The sequence below is a fragment of the Staphylococcus edaphicus genome (assembly GCF_002614725.1).
Lineage (GTDB): Bacteria > Bacillota > Bacilli > Staphylococcales > Staphylococcaceae > Staphylococcus > Staphylococcus edaphicus.
The window spans coordinates 16322-33015 of record NZ_MRZN01000004.1 but is presented as its reverse complement, the minus strand read 5'-3'; the positions used below and the strand labels follow the sequence as shown (position 1 = coordinate 33015).

The window sequence follows — 16694 nt, the reverse complement described above, 5'->3', positions numbered from 1 at the left end:
TTATGGCACGTATTGCAGGAGTAGATATTCCACGTGAAAAACGTATTGTTATTTCATTAACTTATGTGTACGGTATCGGTACTACTACAGCTAACAAAATTGCTGAAGAAGCTAACGTATCACCAGAAACACGCGTTAAAGACTTAACTGATGATGAATTAGGTCGTATCCGTGAAGTAGTTGACAACTATAAAGTAGAAGGTGACTTACGTCGTGAGCAAAACTTAAACATTAAACGTTTAATGGAAATCTCATCATACCGTGGTATCCGTCACCGTCGTGGATTACCAGTTCGCGGACAAAAAACGAAAAACAATGCTCGTACTCGTAAAGGCCCAGTTAAAACTGTAGCTAACAAGAAAAAATAATAGGTAAAGGAGGCAAAATTTAAATGGCACGTAAACAAGTATCTCGTAAACGTAGAGTGAAAAAGAATATTGAAAATGGTGTAGCTCACATCCGTTCAACATTCAATAATACAATCGTAACTATTACTGATGAATTTGGTAATGCGTTATCATGGTCATCAGCAGGTGCATTAGGATTTAAAGGTTCTAAAAAATCAACACCATTTGCAGCTCAAATGGCATCAGAAACTGCTTCAAAATCAGCTATGGAACATGGCTTGAAATCTGTTGAAGTTACTGTAAAAGGCCCTGGTCCTGGTCGTGAATCAGCAATCCGTGCATTACAATCAGCTGGTTTAGAAGTAACTGCAATCCGTGACGTTACTCCAGTACCACATAATGGTTGTCGTCCACCAAAACGTCGTCGCGTATAATTTTATTGTTATTGTCGCAGGTCACTGAGAAATACAGTAAAAATCAATCGACGTAAACAAGGAGGATATTTGTAAATGATTGAAATCGAAAAACCTAGAATTGAAACAATTGAAATTAGTGATGATGCTAAATTCGGTAAGTTCGTTGTTGAACCACTAGAACGTGGCTACGGTACTACACTAGGAAACTCCTTACGTCGTATCCTACTATCTTCATTACCAGGTGCAGCCGTTAAGTACATTGAAATCGAAGGTGTATTACACGAATTCTCAGCAATAGATAATGTCGTTGAAGATGTTTCTACTATTATTATGAACATCAAAAAACTAGCATTAAAGATCTATTCGGAAGAAGACAAAACTTTAGAGATTGATGTTAAAGATGAAGGCGATGTAACTGCGAGTGACATTACTCATGATAGTGATGTAGAGATTTTAAATCCTGAGATTAAAATTGCAACAGTTTCTAAAGGTGGACATTTAAAAATCCGTCTAGTTGCTAATAAGGGTAGAGGTTACGCATTAGCAGAACAAAACAAAACTAGTGATTTACCAATTGGTGTAATTCCAGTGGACTCACTTTATTCTCCAGTTGAACGTGTTAACTACACAGTAGAAAACACACGTGTGGGTCAAAGTAGTGATTTTGATAAATTGACATTGGATGTTTGGACAAATGGTTCAATCACACCACAAGAGTCAGTTTCATTAGCTGCAAAAATCTTAACTGAACACTTGAATATCTTCGTTGGATTAACTGATGAAGCTCAAAATGCTGAAATCATGATTGAAAAAGAAGAAGATCAAAAAGAAAAAGTACTTGAAATGTCTATTGAAGAATTAGACTTATCAGTACGTTCTTACAATTGCTTAAAACGTGCAGGTATCAACTCTGTTCAAGAATTAGCTGATAAATCTGAAGCAGACATGATGAAAGTGCGTAATTTAGGTCGTAAATCTTTAGAAGAAGTTAAGTATAAACTTGAAGACCTAGGTTTAGGTTTAAGAAAAGAAGATTAATATAAAGGAGGTTAACTCATGGGTTACAGAAAATTAGGTCGTACTTCTGATCAACGTAAAGCTATGTTACGTGATTTAGCTACTTCACTTATCGTTAGTGAGCGTGTAGAAACAACAGAAGCGCGTGCAAAAGAATTACGTAGTGTTGTTGAAAAATTAATCACTTTAGGTAAAAAAGGCGATTTAGCTTCACGTCGTCAAGCAGCTAAAACTTTACGTAATGTTGAAATCTTGAATGAAGATGAAACAGTTCAGACTGCATTACAAAAATTATTTGGTGAAGTTGCTGAACGTTATACAGAACGTCAAGGCGGTTATACTCGTATTCTTAAAGTCGGTCCTCGTCGTGGAGACGGTGCTGAATCAGTAATTATAGAATTAGTTTAATTTAAATATGCGTACTACTATATATAAAGCAAATGAGTGCAACGATAATGTTTGCCACATACAAATATTGTCTAGCTCAGAGTACCCCATCAAAACTAAATAATAACTTTAAAGCGTGAACTCAAACATTATGATGGGGTGCGCGCTTTTTTATATTGGCCCCCTAAATTCATCTGAGATTTAGGGGGCCAAATTCAATTACGAAGCCATATTAAAATAAATGATGTTTTAACATTTAATCATAAAGTGATTTAGTTAGCATAAATTGAAAACAAATGAGCAATTTAATTTATACAATCGTTTGCGGATCTAAACTTTCTTTAGGTCGTCTTTTCATGTAAAATAGACAAGGTATATTAAAAGCAAGCTATAATTATTTGGAGGCTATGGATATGGGAACGCAAGAAGATATCATTACATTTAATCATGTTACATTTAAATATAATAGTGATGAACCACTTGCGTTAAACGATGTATCTTTTGGCATTCCAAAAGGGCAGTGGACTTCAATTGTTGGTCATAATGGCTCTGGTAAATCGACGATTGCAAAATTAATGGTTGGAATTGAAAAACCTATTGATGGAAGTATCAAGTTTTATGATCAAATTATCAATCAACAAAATTTAGATAATTTGAGACAGCATATAGGTATCGTATTTCAAAACCCAGAAAACCAATTTGTAGGATCAACTGTCGAATTTGATGTTGCTTTTGGTCTGGAAAATAATAGTGTCTCATATGATGATATGCAGACGATTGTACCAAAAGCATTAGAAGATGTAGAAATGTTAGACAGAGCAGATTATGAACCTCAAGCGCTCTCTGGTGGTCAAAAACAACGTGTTGCTATCGCAGGTGTACTTGCACTTGATACAGATGTCATAATATTAGATGAAGCCACATCAATGTTAGACCAGCTGGTAGAAGTGAACTGATAAGTTTAATACATCGATTAAAAGAAGAAAAAGACGTTACAATCATATCCATAACCCATGATTTAACTGAGGCAACAGAAGCAGATTATTTGGTTGTATTAAATAAGGGACAAGTTTATCAAACGGGTATGCCACAGGATGTTTTTAACGATGGTGATGGTCTAACAGAAATTGGATTAGATTTACCTTTTTCTATTAGAATGGAGCGCGCTTTGCTAGGAAATTCGCATTTTATAACTTATGAAGGGCTGGTAAAAAAATTATGACAGTCAACTTCAATCAAGTAAGTTATATATATCAAAAAGGCACGCCGTTTGAACACCTTGCTCTAAAAGATATTGAAACAACTTTTCAACAAGGTAAGTACTATGCGATTATTGGTCAAACTGGTTCTGGTAAATCGACATTAATCCAGCATTTTAATGGTTTGCTTAAACCTTCGACTGGTAAATTAGAAATTGATGATCTTATTATTAGTCATAAAACGAAAGATAAAATATTAAAGCAAGTCCGCAAACGTATCGGTGTAGTGTTTCAATTTCCTGAATCTCAACTGTTTGAAGATTCAGTTGAAAGAGAAATATTGTTTGGACCTAAAAACTTTAATATGCCGGTTGAGGAAGTCAAAGCACGTGCATATCAGTTATTAATCGACTTTGGGTTTAATAGAGATATTTTGCAACAATCTCCTTTTCAAATGTCTGGGGGACAAATGCGTAAAATCGCACTCACATCTATTTTAGCTATGGATCCAGACATTGTTATTTTAGATGAGCCTACTGCAGGACTTGATCCGAAAAGTAGAAAACAGATAATGGAAATGATAAAAAAATTGCAAGTTGAACAAAATAAAACGATCATCCTGGTGACTCATGAAATGAACGATGTTGCCAAATATGTTGATGAAGTAAAAATAATGAAGCGTGGGCAACTTGTAGAAGCCTGTTCACCTAGAAGGCTGTTTAGTGATCTGAATTATGTAAATCAAATGCATTTAGATGTTCCTGATGTTGTGAGATTACAAAGAGATATAGAGAATAAGTACCAATATGAGTTCAATAAAATTGCTTTAACTGAAGATGAATTTATTGAGATGTATAAGGAGTGGCAACAAGATGAAAGATAAGTTTATAATTGGGCGCTATCTTCCTATAAATACAATCATTCATCATTTAGATCCTAGAGCAAAATTAATATTTGTATTTTTCTTTATTGTTTTAATATTTTTTGCACACTCATTTGGCACTTATTTATGGTTATTTATTCTAATTATGTGTTTTATGAAATTGGCACATATAAAATTTTGGTTTCTACTTAAAGGATTAACGCCAATTTGGATATTCTTAATATTTACATTTTTTATGCATTTGTTTTTAACTAAAGGTGGTACACGCATAATTGAAATTGCTTTTATTTCTATAGATATGCAAGGTATTCTAGAAGGTATTTATATTGTGTTAAGGTTGATGTTCATTATTATGATATCGACAATAATGACGTTAAGTACAAGTCCTATTGATTTGACAGATGCATTTGAACGATTATTATCACCACTCAAGATTGTTAAAGTTCCAGTACATCAATTGAGTATGATGATGTCTATTGCTTTGAGATTTATACCAACATTAATGAATGAATTAGATAAAATTATTTTAGCCCAAAAATCAAGAGGTTCTGAAATAAGTTCAGGCGGACTAATCACGAGAATAAAGGCATTTATTCCATTACTTATACCATTATTTATTTCAGCATTTCAAAGGGCAGAAGATTTGGCAATAGCAATGGAAGTAAGAGGTTACGATACGCACAAAAAACGAACGAGTTATCGTAAGTTAGAATGGCAATTTGGAGATTCAATCACATTAATGTTGCTGATACCCATTGCAATCATACTTTTTGGTTTAAAATATATAGGAGTGTAATAGTAGATGCGAGTCTTAGTTAATATCTCATATCAAGGAAGTCAATTTCTTGGATTTCAAATTCAGCAACACGGTAGAACAATTCAACAACAATTTGAAAAAATTTTAAAGCGTATGCATAAGCATGAGGTAAGAATACACCCTAGCAGTAGAACTGATAGGGGTGTACATGCTATTGAACAGTACTTTCATTTTGATACTGACTTAAATATTCCAAAACAACAATGGCAATATGCAATGAATAGAGCATTGCCAGATGATATTTATGTCAATCATGTTCGTTTTGTCAGTGACGACTTTCATTGTAGATATGATTGCGTGGGAAAATCATATCGATATAAGGTTTATCAAGGAGACCATAAAAATCCGTTTCTATGTGGACTGCAAACCTATATACCAGAAAAATTAGACATTGAAAAGATGAATATAGCGGCGCAATATTTTATAGGAACACATGATTTCACAGGGTTTTGTTCTCAAAAAACAGAGGTTGAAAGTAAAGTAAGAACATTATATGACAGCCACATAGAAAAAACAGAAAATGGCTTTGATTATATTGTCACAGGTTCTGGGTTCCTATATAATATGGTACGTGTGTTAATTGCATTTTTAATAGAAGTGGGTAAAGGCAAGAGACAACCAGAAGAGGTTCCTCATCTATTAAACGCAAAAGATCGTAAGCAAGTTCCTTTTACCGCCCCGGCAGAAGGATTGTATTTAGAGAAGATTTATTTAACACCCAATGCGTTAATACAAGACTTTGGTAATAATATAAAAATACATCAAAAAAAATCATCACAAAATCTTTAAATTAGATTGACAAAACGACAGAAAAATTATACGATTACTAACGGTATTGTTTTATATCACCCACGATAAGCCCCGGAATCTTATTGTGTAACACGATATAGAAGCACGTAGAAATAAACAATTAACAAAATAAATGAAATCTAAGCTTTAACAAGTATAAACTATTAAACGAGAAACATTTATTTATTCTAGGAGGACAATTATATGCGTCAAACATTTATGGCTAATGAATCAAACATTGAGCGCAAATGGTATGTTATTGATGCTGAAGGTAAAACACTTGGTCGTTTATCATCAGAAGTAGCAGCTATTTTACGCGGTAAAAATAAAGTAACTTATACACCACACGTTGATACAGGTGATTACGTAATCGTCATCAACGCTTCAAAAATCCATTTCACTGGTAACAAAGAGCGCGATAAAATGTACTATCGTCACTCTAATCATCCAGGTGGAATCAAATCCATTTCAGCTGGTGAGTTAAAAGCTAACAACCCAGAACGTTTACTTGAAAACTCAATTAAAGGAATGCTACCAAGCACTCGTTTAGGTGAAAAACAAGGTAAAAAATTATTTGTATATGGTGGCGCTGAACATCCACACGCTGCACAACAACCAGAAAACTACGAGTTACGTGGTTAATTAAAAGGAGGAAATTACATTGGCACAAGTTGAATATAGAGGCACAGGCCGTCGTAAAAACTCAGTAGCACGTGTACGTTTAGTACCAGGTGAAGGTAACATTACTGTTAACGGCCGCGATGTACGTAGCTATTTACCATTCGAATCATTAATCTTAGATATAAACCAAGCATTTGATGTTACAGAAACTAAAGGTAACTATGATGTTTTAGTTAACGTTCAAGGCGGAGGATTTACTGGACAAGCTCAAGCTATCCGTCACGGAATCTCTCGTGCGTTATTAGAAGCAGATCCTGAATACAGAGGTTCTTTAAAACGCGCTGGATTACTTACTCGTGATCCTCGTATGAAAGAACGTAAAAAACCAGGTCTTAAAAAAGCTCGTCGTTCACCACAATTCTCAAAACGTTAATATTACTGAAGTTGTTGCGAATATTATTCGCTTACAGTATAAGTATAAAAATTGCGTTAGTAATTTGTGTTCAATTGAACAGATGTTGCAACCTTCCCAAGTATTTGGGAAGGTTTTTTTATTATTGTTAAAAAGCACAATGTCAAAGATTAAATAAAATCAGTCGTGCTAATTGTTCAAAAATAATCTATAATAGTAGTACACAATTTTAAATTTTGGAGTACGTCTATGAAAAATATAAGTAATACGACTCGCAATGTAATGATCATAATTATTACTGTGTTGTGTGTCATCGTTGCGATTTTAATTTTAAAAGCAAATGCTAATAATAAAATGTCTAATAACAACACACATATACCTACATTTTATTTACATGGCTATGCTGGAACTGGAAACTCAATGAAATTATTAGTAAATTCTGCTCATGAGTCAACTAATGTAAAGGATGTTGTTAGGGCAAAAGTATCAAAAGAGGGAATGGTGACATTCGACGGTGATATTCATTTTAATGCTAAAAGACCAGTTGTTGATATCATTTTAGAAGACAATACAAATAAAGATTTAACCAAAAATGCACAGTGGATACGTAATGCTATTATCGCTACAATGACACAATATCATTTCGAAAAGTTTAATTTTGTAGCACACTCAATGGGTAATCAGTCGTTTAGTTATTATATGTTGAACTATGGTAATGATCAACACTTACCTAGATTAAACAAGCAAGTGAGTTTAGCTGGAAATTTTAATGGTGAAGTTGATATCAATGGCTTAGATTTAGATGTTACATTGAACAACAAAGGAAAGCCTAATTTAATGTTGAAAGATTATAAAGATTTACTGACAATGAAGCAGCGTTATCCTAAAGATGCACAAGTGTTAAATATATATGGTGATATAAATGATGGTACACAATCAGATGGACGAGTGACAAATGTATCGTCTAAAGCATTAGAATATTTGTTAGGGGACCGTATCGCGAGTTACGAAACATTTAAAGTAACAGGCGCAAAAGCTGAGCATAGTGAATTACATGACAATCAAATTGTCATCGATAAGATTAATGCATTTTTATGGGAAAAAAGTAGGTAATTACTTAAAAACCAGTGCATACGCAATTATTCATGCGTATGCACTGATTTTTTATGAGTTGGCTGCCGCAAGCAATTTAAGTAAGACTTTACGATTATCTTCCCCATAAACGTGCGGTTGAACCATGATTTCATCAGCATTAAAGTCATCAATCATTAATTTTAATTTTGAAATAACTTCATTTGGTGAACCAATTATAACTCTTCCTTGATTCTGGGCAATTTTTTCTAATTCTCGTGATGTATATGTCCTTTGTGAGGCATGAGTGATTGAGGGATATGCTTTTGGTTGATTTAAATATCCAATCCTCAGTAACCATAAATGAAAGGCGTCAGCTAGTGCATTACGTTGACTTGCTTCGTCTGCAGTTATGACAAAAGAAGTCATAATGACGTATGAGTGCTGTGTTGGATGATATTGTTTAAAGCAAGTGCGGTAATGACTAATGACAGTTTGTAACTGTTCTTGATTCTGTCCCATATTAGCAATGACGAAAGGCAGACCTTGCTTAGCTGCAAGAGTAGCACTTGCTTTACTAGTTCCTAGTATAAACATAGCCGGTTTAGTTTCGATTTTGGGAGTAGCAGTTAAGGAATGATGGCGGTGATTTTGCTCTATGTCATCATTAAAGTAATGAACTAAATCATTGATTTGAGTTGGATAATCGACAGTTTCAGTTTTATATTCATTTAAAGCTTGATTTACATTTTTGTAACTTGGAGAGTGACCAGTACCGAGGTTTACACGATTTGGGTGGCGTGCCTCCATAATTTTGAATATTTCAGCCACTTTATAAGCACTATAATGAGGCAACATCACACCGCCACTTCCAATTTTGAGAGATGTAGTCTGCTCTAATAGTGACATCATGACCATCTCAGGGGCGCTAGAAGCAACCGAAAATACTTGATGATGTTCCGCAACCCAATAACGTTGATAGCCTAATTGTTCTGCCATTTTTGCCAATTCTACAGTATGGTTTAGTGCTTGTGTTGCTGTACGTCCTTCAAATATTGGAACATAATCTAATATACTTAGCTTCACTATAGATTTCTCCAATCCTAAGTAATCTTTGAGCGGTTAAAATATAGACATATCATAACATGTGTTTATTAACTTGAATAAGCGATTTGATTGAATGAAGATAACGATAACTATAGAATAAAAGAAACTAGTGAATGGAGGCAATATAATGAAAACAGAAAGAATTGTATTAGCAAAAAGACCAGAAGGAATACCTTCTGATGATGTATTTAGATACGAAACTGTTGAAATAGACGAGCCAAGTAGTGATGAAATACAAATTGAATCCCTTTATATTTCTGTAGACCCGTACATGAGAGGACGTATGGATGATAGTAAATCATACATTACACCATTCCAATTAAACGAACCAATGAACGGTCATATAGTTGGTAAAGTGACTGAATCGAATGCGGATGGGTTTGACAAAGGTGACATTGTTACAGGCACGTTCCCGTGGCAAAAAATCGTGAATGTCAAAGCTAAACATGCAATTAAGGTTTCGCAAACAGATATCCCATTATATCTATATTTAAGTGTATTAGGTATGACAGGACAAACCGCATACCATGGATTGTTAAAAATTGGACAACCACAAGAAGGAGAGACTGTGGTAGTATCTGCAGCATCTGGTGCTGTGGGTTCTGTAGTGGGCCAAATAGCAAAATTAAAAGGTGCTTATGTTGTTGGTATTGCGGGTGGAAGTGAAAAGACAAATTATCTAACTGACACATTAGGTTTTGATGCTGGTGTTGACTATAAAGCAGATGATTTTTCTGAACAATTGGCGAAAGCAGTGCCCAATGGTGTAGATGTTTACTTCGAAAATGTAGGTGGAACAATTGCGGATGAAGTTATGAAACACTTAAATCAATTTGCGCGTATACCCGTATGTGGTGCGATTTCAGGATACAATAATACAGAAATTGAATATGGCCCACGCATCCAACCAATCATTATTAAATCACAGGCCTTGATGCAAGGATTTATCGTTGCAAATTATGCAGATGATTTTGCTAAGGCAAGTAAAGAACTTAGCCAATGGGTACAAGAAGATAAAATTAAAACCAAAACGTCAGTAATGGAAGGCTTTGATCATATACCATCAGCATTTAGAAATTTATTTACAGGAGATAATTTTGGTAAACAAGTAGTCCAAGTTTCAAAAGATATCTAAATAATTAAGGAGATGTATTTCATGAAAGCGATTGGTGCTGATAGAAATTTTAATTTAGATGAAGGCAATTTATTTTACGAGTTTGATGTGGAACCTACTCAACCGAGACAGCACGAACTATTAATCCGTGTTAAAACGATAAGTGTAAATCCAGTCGATACAAAAATAAGAAAAACACCGGTAGAACAAGCACCACGTGTATTAGGTTTTGACGGTGTAGGTACTGTGGAAGCCATTGGACCAGATGTCACTCATTTTAATATTGGTGATGAGGTATATTATTCTGGTTCTCCTAAATATCAAGGGTCAAACCAAGATATGCAATTAGTTGATGAACGATTAGTCGCCAAAAAACCTAATAACATAACAGATGTCGAAGCGGCAAGTTTACCATTAACTGGACTTACGGCATATGAGACTTTATTTGATGCATTTAAAATTTCATTTAATCCAGCTGATAACAAAGGTAAATCAATATTGATTATAAATGGCGCCGGTGGTGTAGGTAGCATTGCTACACAAATAGCTAAGCATTATGGTTTAAATGTAATTACAACAGCTTCTCGTGAAGAAACTTATAATTGGTCTAAAGATATGGGCGCAGATATTGTACTTAATCATAAAAATGATTTGGCTGAAGAATTTAAAAAATATGAAATTAGTGAAGTTGATTATATTTTCTGCACATTCGATACCGATATGTATTATGAAAAGATGATTGAGTTAGTAAAACCGAGAGGTACGATTGTAACTATTGTAGCCTTTAAGGGTAAACAAGATTTAAATTTGCTTAAACCCAAAAGTATTACATTTACGCATGAATTTATGTCAGCACGGCCCATACATGAAACTGAAGATATGCAGATACATCGAGATTATTTAACAGATATTACCGAAAAGGTTGAAACAGGTATTTATAAACCAACGGTTACTGAAGTATTTGAAGGTTTAACAGTTGAAAATTTATTTAAAGCACACATTAAACTTGAAAATCAGGGAATGATAGGTAAACTAGTTATTAATCTATAAAACTAGAATAAGCTATTTTCTTCTGATAATTCAAAATTAATATATAGTAAGCATCTTTTAAATTTAGCTACATACGATAGCTTTATTTAAAAGATGTTTTTTATATATAACACTAAAAATTAATATTGCTGAATATATACGAATATATGAAAAAAGATAGGGTATGAGTGATACATAAAGTATAGGGAGTGTGTAAATTTGGTATGCGTTTAAATAAATTGACAGTAGTATTTTGGGTGGCATTAATGATATGTACGTTATTTGTTGTATATGGTGCATTTTTACCTAAACAACTTGAAGCGGTTACGCAAAGTATTACGAATTTTATCGCGGTCAATTTTGGCTGGTATTATTTATTATTAGTACTATTTATTTTGGTTGTTTGCGTTTATTTATTATTTTCAAGATATTCTTCCATTACATTAGGTGAAGAAGGAGAGGATCCTGAGTTTTCTTTAAAATCATGGTTTGCAATGCTATTTAGTGCTGGTATGGGAATTGGTTTAGTATTTTGGACAACAGCTGAGCCTATTAGCCATGCTTTCACTTTAACCCCATTACATCAAGCAGGCACACAAACTGCAATAAATGAAGCTATGCAGTTTTCATTCTTCCATTGGGGCGTCCATGCTTGGGCTGTCTACGGTATTGTTGGGCTTGTCTTTGCTTTTTTTAATTTTCATAAAGGATATCCGGGACTAGTGAGTGCAACTTTGACGCCAATTTTAGGTACTAAAATGATGAGAGGTCCCATAGGTGGTTCTATCGATGTACTAGCTATCATTGCTACAGTCACGGGTGTGGCAGCAACACTTGGATTTGGTGCACTGCAAATTAATGAAGGTCTTAATTTCTTATTTGATGTCCCATCCAATTTTGGAATGCAGGTAGTCATTATTATTATTGCAACCGTGTTATTCACATGGTCAGCATGGTCTGGCATTGATAAAGGTATCAAAAATCTTAGTAATATTAATATGATTTTAGCGTTTATTGTGTTGATCGTGCTCTTTTTTGTTGGTCCAACATTGACTATTTTAAATACGTTTACAAATTCTTTAGGGGACTATATTGCTAATTTCTTTAATATGAGTTTGCGAATCCCTCAAGCAGGTGGAGAGAAATTTCAATGGTTACAGCAGTGGACGATATTCTATTGGGCTTGGTGGATTTCATGGGCACCATTTGTTGGTATATTTATCGCACGTGTTTCTAGAGGAAGAACAATTAAAGAGTTTATTCTTGGTGTTTTATTTGTGCCAGCGCTTGTATGTTTCTTATTCTTTGCAGTTTTTGGTGCGTCTGCAATTTACATACAACAGAGTGGAATTGCAAATATTGCAAAAGAGGCGACTGAGACTGCGACATTTTCTACATTGGAACATTTCCCATTAGGTTTCTTACTGAGTATTGTGACATTGATTGTGATTATGATTTTCTTTGTAACATCAGCAGACTCAGCAACTTATGTCCTAGGTATGCTAAGTTCCAAAGGAAGTATTAACCCTTCGAGCTTTGTTAAAGTGAGTTGGGGAATTATATTAGCATTATTTGCTATGATTATGATTTATACTGGCGGTACGCAATCAATTCAAAACTTATTGATTATTGCAGCATTGCCGTTTTCAATTGTTATTATCCTCATGATTTGGTCACTTTTTAAATCATTATCAATTGAAAAACCAAGACCAAGTAATAAACTATTAGTTTCGGATGATAAGTTTTTACAATATCGTAAAGCGAGTCATGAAGAAAAACTCGAACATGATAATAAAAAAGTAGAATAAAACAGATGATGGTAAATTGTTTTGCAGAAATGTTAAAAATAAAATTCCATAAAAATGTTTCTACGAAAATTTTTTAGGGTATTAGTTCTGTATGACAAGTACATATTATCAAAAGCATAGGAGGTGTCATACGAGGTGAAACGACTTAAGAATTTTATCCTTGGCCTTTTAATAGTAGTGATTGTTGGCTTTCTGCTCTTTATGTATATTAAAGATTCAAGAATAAGTCAGTATCAGGATTATTTTACACAGTTTAATTGGTTTGAACCAACACTTATTGGATTATCCGCATTACTCATTATTATTGGTCTCATTTTAGTATTCAGCTTGTTTAAACCTACGTATAGAAAACCTGGACTTTATAAAGATTTTGAAGATGGCCATATTTATGTATCAAGAAAAGCGGTTGAAAAATCAGCTTACGATACCCTTACACAATATGATCAAATACGTCAACCGAACGTAATAGCAAAACTTTATAACAAGAAAAAGAAATCGCACATTGCTTTAAAAGCAGATTTCTTTGTTCCTGGAGATGTTCAGGTTAAATCTTTAACAGAAGAAATAAGAAATGACATCAAGCAAAATGTAGAACATTTTACAGAATTGCCTGTTTCAAAATTAGAGGTTAATGTTAGAGATCAAAAAACCTCAGGCAAACGTGTGTTGTAAGGGAGGGTTATCATGGCTAACAATAATAACCAAAATGGACAAGATTCTACGCAAGAAGTGGTTGAATTATTCAAAACTTTTAAATGGAGAATTATCGGCTTCTTAGCATTCTTAATCATTGCGATTTTATTCCTAACTTTAGGTTTTTGGAGTACGATTTTAATTTTAGTTTTATGTTTGATTGGAATAGGAATCGGGTATACTAAAGACCGTAAGCAAGACTTTTTAAATTTTCTTAATCGATGGAGTTAGTCGATTAAAGTTATGAAACAAAGTAGTTATTATAATAAATTATTTATAATAAATTATTTACAATAAAGGAGAATGTATTATGGCAGTAGATAACAATAAAGCAAAACAAGCTTATGACAACCAAACAGGAGTAAATGAGAAAGAACAAGAAAAAAGACAAGAACAACAAAGTCAAGAACCTGAGTTCACTAATAAATTATCATTTTCTGATGAAGTAATTGAAAAAATTGCTGGTATTGCAGCTCGTGAAGTTAGCGGTATCTTAGAAATGAAAGGCGGATTTGTTGATAACATTTCTAACTCATTCGGAAGCAGTAACAATGTAACACAAGGTGTTAGTGTCGAAGTTGGAGAAAAACAAGCGGCTGTTGACTTAAAAGTTGTTTTAGAATATGGCGAATCAGCTCCGAAAATCTTCCGTAAAGTGACTGACTTAGTTAAAGAGCAAGTAAAATATATTACTGGCCTTGATGTAGTTGAAGTAAACATGCGCGTTGAAGATGTAATGACTAAAAAAGAATGGTCTCAAAAAAATGAAAAAAGCCAAAACTCAAACAATGAGGACAAAGGTTTACAATAATTTATAGACATTCATAACTAAAAGTACCGATAAAGCATATGCTTTATCGGTACTTTTTTGTGTTTGTAAAACATATATTTCACGAGTGTATCAAATTACATATGTTTTTAATCACGATTAATGTAAAGGACGATAAAGCGGATTATCAACTTTTATATAGGTATAATAATCGGCTTCATCTTCTAACCTCATCGTTGTAACACATTTATAATCGATTTTTGAAGAGAACAATATAGATTCAATTGTCTCGATTCTAGAGGTATCTTTCATCGTTAATGAGATTTCTTGTAGTTTTGTATACAGTATGTCACTTATCATTGACCAAATTTCAGTTTCTAAGTTTTCACTTGTAGTTGATTGTGCTATTGCTACGATGAGTTCACCTAAATGATTTTGAATACTTGAATAGAATACTTTATTAAAAACGGTTTGTGACTGATCTGTTAATATTAAAGACTTTTCATGAAATGTCTCTGTAGTATAGCCCATATGGTTTAAATAGCTTTCATCAATACGTAATCCTTCAAAATCTCTAATATAAATAGTATTCATTGATCCATCATAATTAAATGTGGCAATTGAATTTTGCAAATGTGCTTCTAAGGCGATGCCATATTTAACATATAAAGGTAAGACGAGGTCTATCAATGCTTGAGCATATGACTTTATCCACTGAATACTGGCGTCCTCATAACTTGAAAATTGATGTGTTGATTCGTATTTTTTTATTAATGAACAAATGGGTGTTTCATTATGATTCACATAATTTGCAACAAGGCTCGATGGAATCATTGGAATTGTATTTTGGTTAATGCGTGTATAGATATTTTCTCGAAAAAGCGCGCCTAATTGTTCACTTTTAACTGTTTGTAATGAGCTTGAATCCTGTGGATTATAAAAATGAACACCTGCTAGTTCATCAATCGTATCTGCATTAATATTAGTAAAAAGACGATCATTATTTTTTATATCATTTAATATTTTTGTGACTTGTGGTCCATTGATTGTCGTCTGTTCAGATAAGGTACGAATTTCACCAGTGATATGAACGTTGGTTGATAATTTTATATGCGGTATCATTTCAGGAAATTTAGGTATGAGCGTTCTAAAAGACAAACCGGCAAAGTAATCAATGTCATAGTCAACAGGTATGAGCAACCGTGATTCAATTTCTTGTACATAATCTTTTTTCAAGATTTCATCATATTGCCATGGATGAACTGGCATTATGAAATAATTATCAATGTCCTCGATACTTAGTATTTTTGATACCGAATCATACAAACCATCAAATTGACTGAAAATCAATTCATTATAATTATTATATAGAGACTGTGATTTTGCGATATCTTTTTGAAGTAAGATAAATTTCAGTTTTATAATATTTGCAAATTCAGAAGAATAGGCTATTGCAGTTTGTGGTGTCATACCTTTACGTAGTTTGGCACCGGGATGCAATGGATGTCCTTCTAAGACAGCTTGCTCAGATCTCAAGTATGGATCATCTGATGAGACAATCAAATCAAGCAGTGATTGATGCGTATCATTTAATGTATATGACTGATAGCTCAGTGCAATAGCCATATTAGCAACGCTATTATCCATATCGTCCTTAAATTGCATACTAGCTTCATTGTTTAAGTGGGGTACTTCAGTTAGGATACATTCTAAAATGTCATTTGGATGTTTGATACGACTGAATTTTTTGTTTTTTTCAAAATAAAAAGGGCCAGTCACATTAATTCTGTCGAAAGCATGTTGCCCTGAAATAGGTGCGTATAATGTCTTTCCATTCTGTAGGAATGACATCTTTAATATATATGTATAGGGTGTATCTATTGGTAAAGGATAATGATCTACGCTAATTATTTCACTATAATCACGACAATTGGCTAAATTTTCTCTATGCATCGAAGTGATTAATCTCTGTGATATTTTATCTCGACTTTTCAATAATACAGATTTAAATAAATCTGCCCAAGTATCATTAACAGATTGAATATAAGTTAGAGCATATTGTTCTTCATTAGTAAGTTTATTTATTAAAATGTTGTCGGTTCTTTTACAATTCATAATGCACCTCTAAAAAATTTATTTTACAAACGTATAAGATATTTGTATAATCCATATTATCGATAATGATAATTATTATCAATTAAAAAACTGGAGGAAT

General features: G+C 33.4%; 18 protein-coding genes and 1 pseudogene. 17 read left to right on the top strand and 2 right to left on the bottom strand.

Translation table 11 applies throughout. From position 1 onward, the window contains the following. Positions 1-2 precede the first annotated feature (2 nt). From rpsM to BTJ66_RS03680, 11 genes and pseudogenes are all read left to right on the top strand, one after another. Positions 3-368, top strand: a complete 366-nt coding sequence (gene rpsM, locus BTJ66_RS03730; protein ID WP_002482635.1) for a 30S ribosomal protein S13 — start codon at positions 3-5, stop codon at positions 366-368. A gap of 23 nt (positions 369-391) precedes the next feature. Then, on the top strand, positions 392-781 hold the full coding sequence (gene rpsK, locus BTJ66_RS03725) for a 30S ribosomal protein S11 (RefSeq protein WP_002461763.1): 390 nt from the start codon (positions 392-394) through the stop codon (positions 779-781). A 75-nt stretch (positions 782-856) separates the two neighbouring features. Then, positions 857-1801, top strand: coding sequence for a DNA-directed RNA polymerase subunit alpha (locus tag BTJ66_RS03720; protein ID WP_017722939.1), 945 nt, complete (start codon positions 857-859; stop codon positions 1799-1801). An 18-nt stretch (positions 1802-1819) separates the two neighbouring features. Further along, a complete protein-coding gene (gene rplQ, locus BTJ66_RS03715) occupies positions 1820-2188 on the top strand; it encodes a 50S ribosomal protein L17 (RefSeq protein WP_002482638.1) in 369 nt (122 codons plus the stop codon). Between the two features lie 392 nt (positions 2189-2580). Then, positions 2581-3389: pseudogene (locus BTJ66_RS03710) on the top strand (energy-coupling factor transporter ATPase). Then, positions 3386-4249, top strand: coding sequence for an energy-coupling factor transporter ATPase (locus BTJ66_RS03705; RefSeq protein WP_099089649.1), 864 nt, complete (start codon positions 3386-3388; stop codon positions 4247-4249). The pseudogene BTJ66_RS03710 and the gene BTJ66_RS03705 overlap by 4 nt, the downstream one beginning before the upstream one ends. Beyond that, the gene (locus BTJ66_RS03700; protein ID WP_099089648.1) at positions 4239-5045 is read left to right on the top strand and encodes an energy-coupling factor transporter transmembrane component T family protein; all 807 of its coding nucleotides are present in this window, start codon (positions 4239-4241) and stop codon (positions 5043-5045) included. Before BTJ66_RS03705 ends, BTJ66_RS03700 begins: the two co-directional genes overlap by 11 nt. Before the next feature lie 6 nt (positions 5046-5051). Beyond that, positions 5052-5855 (top strand): tRNA pseudouridine(38-40) synthase TruA, encoded by an 804-nt coding sequence (gene truA, locus BTJ66_RS03695; protein ID WP_099089647.1) that lies wholly within the window; start codon positions 5052-5054, stop codon positions 5853-5855. 204 nt (positions 5856-6059) lie between these two features. Continuing rightward, positions 6060-6497 carry a 50S ribosomal protein L13 gene (rplM, locus tag BTJ66_RS03690; RefSeq protein WP_047504367.1) on the top strand — a complete coding sequence of 146 codons (438 nt, stop codon included), beginning with the start codon at positions 6060-6062 and terminating at the stop codon, positions 6495-6497. Positions 6498-6516: 19 nt separating this feature from the next. Then, entirely contained in the window at positions 6517-6909 is a 393-nt protein-coding gene (gene rpsI, locus BTJ66_RS03685; RefSeq protein ID WP_002482644.1) for a 30S ribosomal protein S9, read from the top strand. A 228-nt stretch (positions 6910-7137) separates the two neighbouring features. Continuing rightward, a complete protein-coding gene (locus tag BTJ66_RS03680) occupies positions 7138-8001 on the top strand; it encodes an alpha/beta hydrolase (protein ID WP_099089645.1) in 864 nt (287 codons plus the stop codon). 51 nt (positions 8002-8052) lie between these two features. Here the strand turns inward: BTJ66_RS03680 and BTJ66_RS03675 are convergent, their stop codons facing one another. Further along, positions 8053-9045 (bottom strand): LLM class flavin-dependent oxidoreductase, encoded by a 993-nt coding sequence (locus BTJ66_RS03675; RefSeq protein ID WP_099089644.1) that lies wholly within the window; start codon positions 9043-9045, stop codon positions 8053-8055. A gap of 148 nt (positions 9046-9193) precedes the next feature. Between BTJ66_RS03675 and BTJ66_RS03670 the strand changes: the two genes are divergently transcribed. The 6 genes from BTJ66_RS03670 (at position 9194) to BTJ66_RS03645 (ending at position 14521) form a co-directional block, all read left to right on the top strand. Then, a complete protein-coding gene (locus BTJ66_RS03670) occupies positions 9194-10201 on the top strand; it encodes an NADP-dependent oxidoreductase (protein ID WP_099089643.1) in 1008 nt (335 codons plus the stop codon). 21 nt (positions 10202-10222) lie between these two features. Next, positions 10223-11230 (top strand): zinc-binding alcohol dehydrogenase family protein, encoded by a 1008-nt coding sequence (locus tag BTJ66_RS03665; protein WP_099089642.1) that lies wholly within the window; start codon positions 10223-10225, stop codon positions 11228-11230. Positions 11231-11433: 203 nt separating this feature from the next. Next, on the top strand, positions 11434-13017 hold the full coding sequence (locus tag BTJ66_RS03660) for a BCCT family transporter (RefSeq protein WP_099089641.1): 1584 nt from the start codon (positions 11434-11436) through the stop codon (positions 13015-13017). Between the two features lie 135 nt (positions 13018-13152). After that, a complete protein-coding gene (gene amaP, locus BTJ66_RS03655; protein ID WP_099089640.1) occupies positions 13153-13689 on the top strand; it encodes an alkaline shock response membrane anchor protein AmaP in 537 nt (178 codons plus the stop codon). Between the two features lie 12 nt (positions 13690-13701). Beyond that, positions 13702-13941 carry a DUF2273 domain-containing protein gene (locus BTJ66_RS03650; RefSeq protein WP_099089639.1) on the top strand — a complete coding sequence of 80 codons (240 nt, stop codon included), beginning with the start codon at positions 13702-13704 and terminating at the stop codon, positions 13939-13941. 79 nt (positions 13942-14020) lie between these two features. Beyond that, positions 14021-14521 carry an Asp23/Gls24 family envelope stress response protein gene (locus tag BTJ66_RS03645; protein ID WP_099089638.1) on the top strand — a complete coding sequence of 167 codons (501 nt, stop codon included), beginning with the start codon at positions 14021-14023 and terminating at the stop codon, positions 14519-14521. Between the two features lie 117 nt (positions 14522-14638). Here BTJ66_RS03645 and BTJ66_RS03640 read toward each other — a convergent pair whose 3' ends face one another. Next, entirely contained in the window at positions 14639-16594 is a 1956-nt protein-coding gene (locus tag BTJ66_RS03640) for an IucA/IucC family protein (protein ID WP_099089637.1), read from the bottom strand. Positions 16595-16694 lie beyond the last annotated feature (100 nt).

Bases quoted from the DNA above. Each gene is read 5' to 3' on its own strand.
- rpsM (WP_002482635.1), top strand. From the start codon at position 3: ATGGCACGTATTGCAGGAGTAGATATTCCACGTGAAAAACGTATTGTT.
- rpsK (WP_002461763.1), top strand. From the start codon at position 392: ATGGCACGTAAACAAGTATCTCGTAAACGTAGAGTGAAAAAGAATATT.
- BTJ66_RS03720 (WP_017722939.1), top strand. From the start codon at position 857: ATGATTGAAATCGAAAAACCTAGAATTGAAACAATTGAAATTAGTGAT.
- rplQ (WP_002482638.1), top strand. From the start codon at position 1,820: ATGGGTTACAGAAAATTAGGTCGTACTTCTGATCAACGTAAAGCTATG.
- BTJ66_RS03705 (WP_099089649.1), top strand. From the start codon at position 3,386: ATGACAGTCAACTTCAATCAAGTAAGTTATATATATCAAAAAGGCACG.
- BTJ66_RS03700 (WP_099089648.1), top strand. From the start codon at position 4,239: ATGAAAGATAAGTTTATAATTGGGCGCTATCTTCCTATAAATACAATC.
- truA (WP_099089647.1), top strand. From the start codon at position 5,052: ATGCGAGTCTTAGTTAATATCTCATATCAAGGAAGTCAATTTCTTGGA.
- rplM (WP_047504367.1), top strand. From the start codon at position 6,060: ATGCGTCAAACATTTATGGCTAATGAATCAAACATTGAGCGCAAATGG.
- BTJ66_RS03680 (WP_099089645.1), top strand. From the start codon at position 7,138: ATGAAAAATATAAGTAATACGACTCGCAATGTAATGATCATAATTATT.
- BTJ66_RS03670 (WP_099089643.1), top strand. From the start codon at position 9,194: ATGAAAACAGAAAGAATTGTATTAGCAAAAAGACCAGAAGGAATACCT.
- BTJ66_RS03665 (WP_099089642.1), top strand. From the start codon at position 10,223: ATGAAAGCGATTGGTGCTGATAGAAATTTTAATTTAGATGAAGGCAAT.
- BTJ66_RS03660 (WP_099089641.1), top strand. From the start codon at position 11,434: ATGCGTTTAAATAAATTGACAGTAGTATTTTGGGTGGCATTAATGATA.
- BTJ66_RS03650 (WP_099089639.1), top strand. From the start codon at position 13,702: ATGGCTAACAATAATAACCAAAATGGACAAGATTCTACGCAAGAAGTG.
- BTJ66_RS03645 (WP_099089638.1), top strand. From the start codon at position 14,021: ATGGCAGTAGATAACAATAAAGCAAAACAAGCTTATGACAACCAAACA.
- BTJ66_RS03640 (WP_099089637.1), bottom strand. From the start codon at position 16,594: ATGAATTGTAAAAGAACCGACAACATTTTAATAAATAAACTTACTAAT.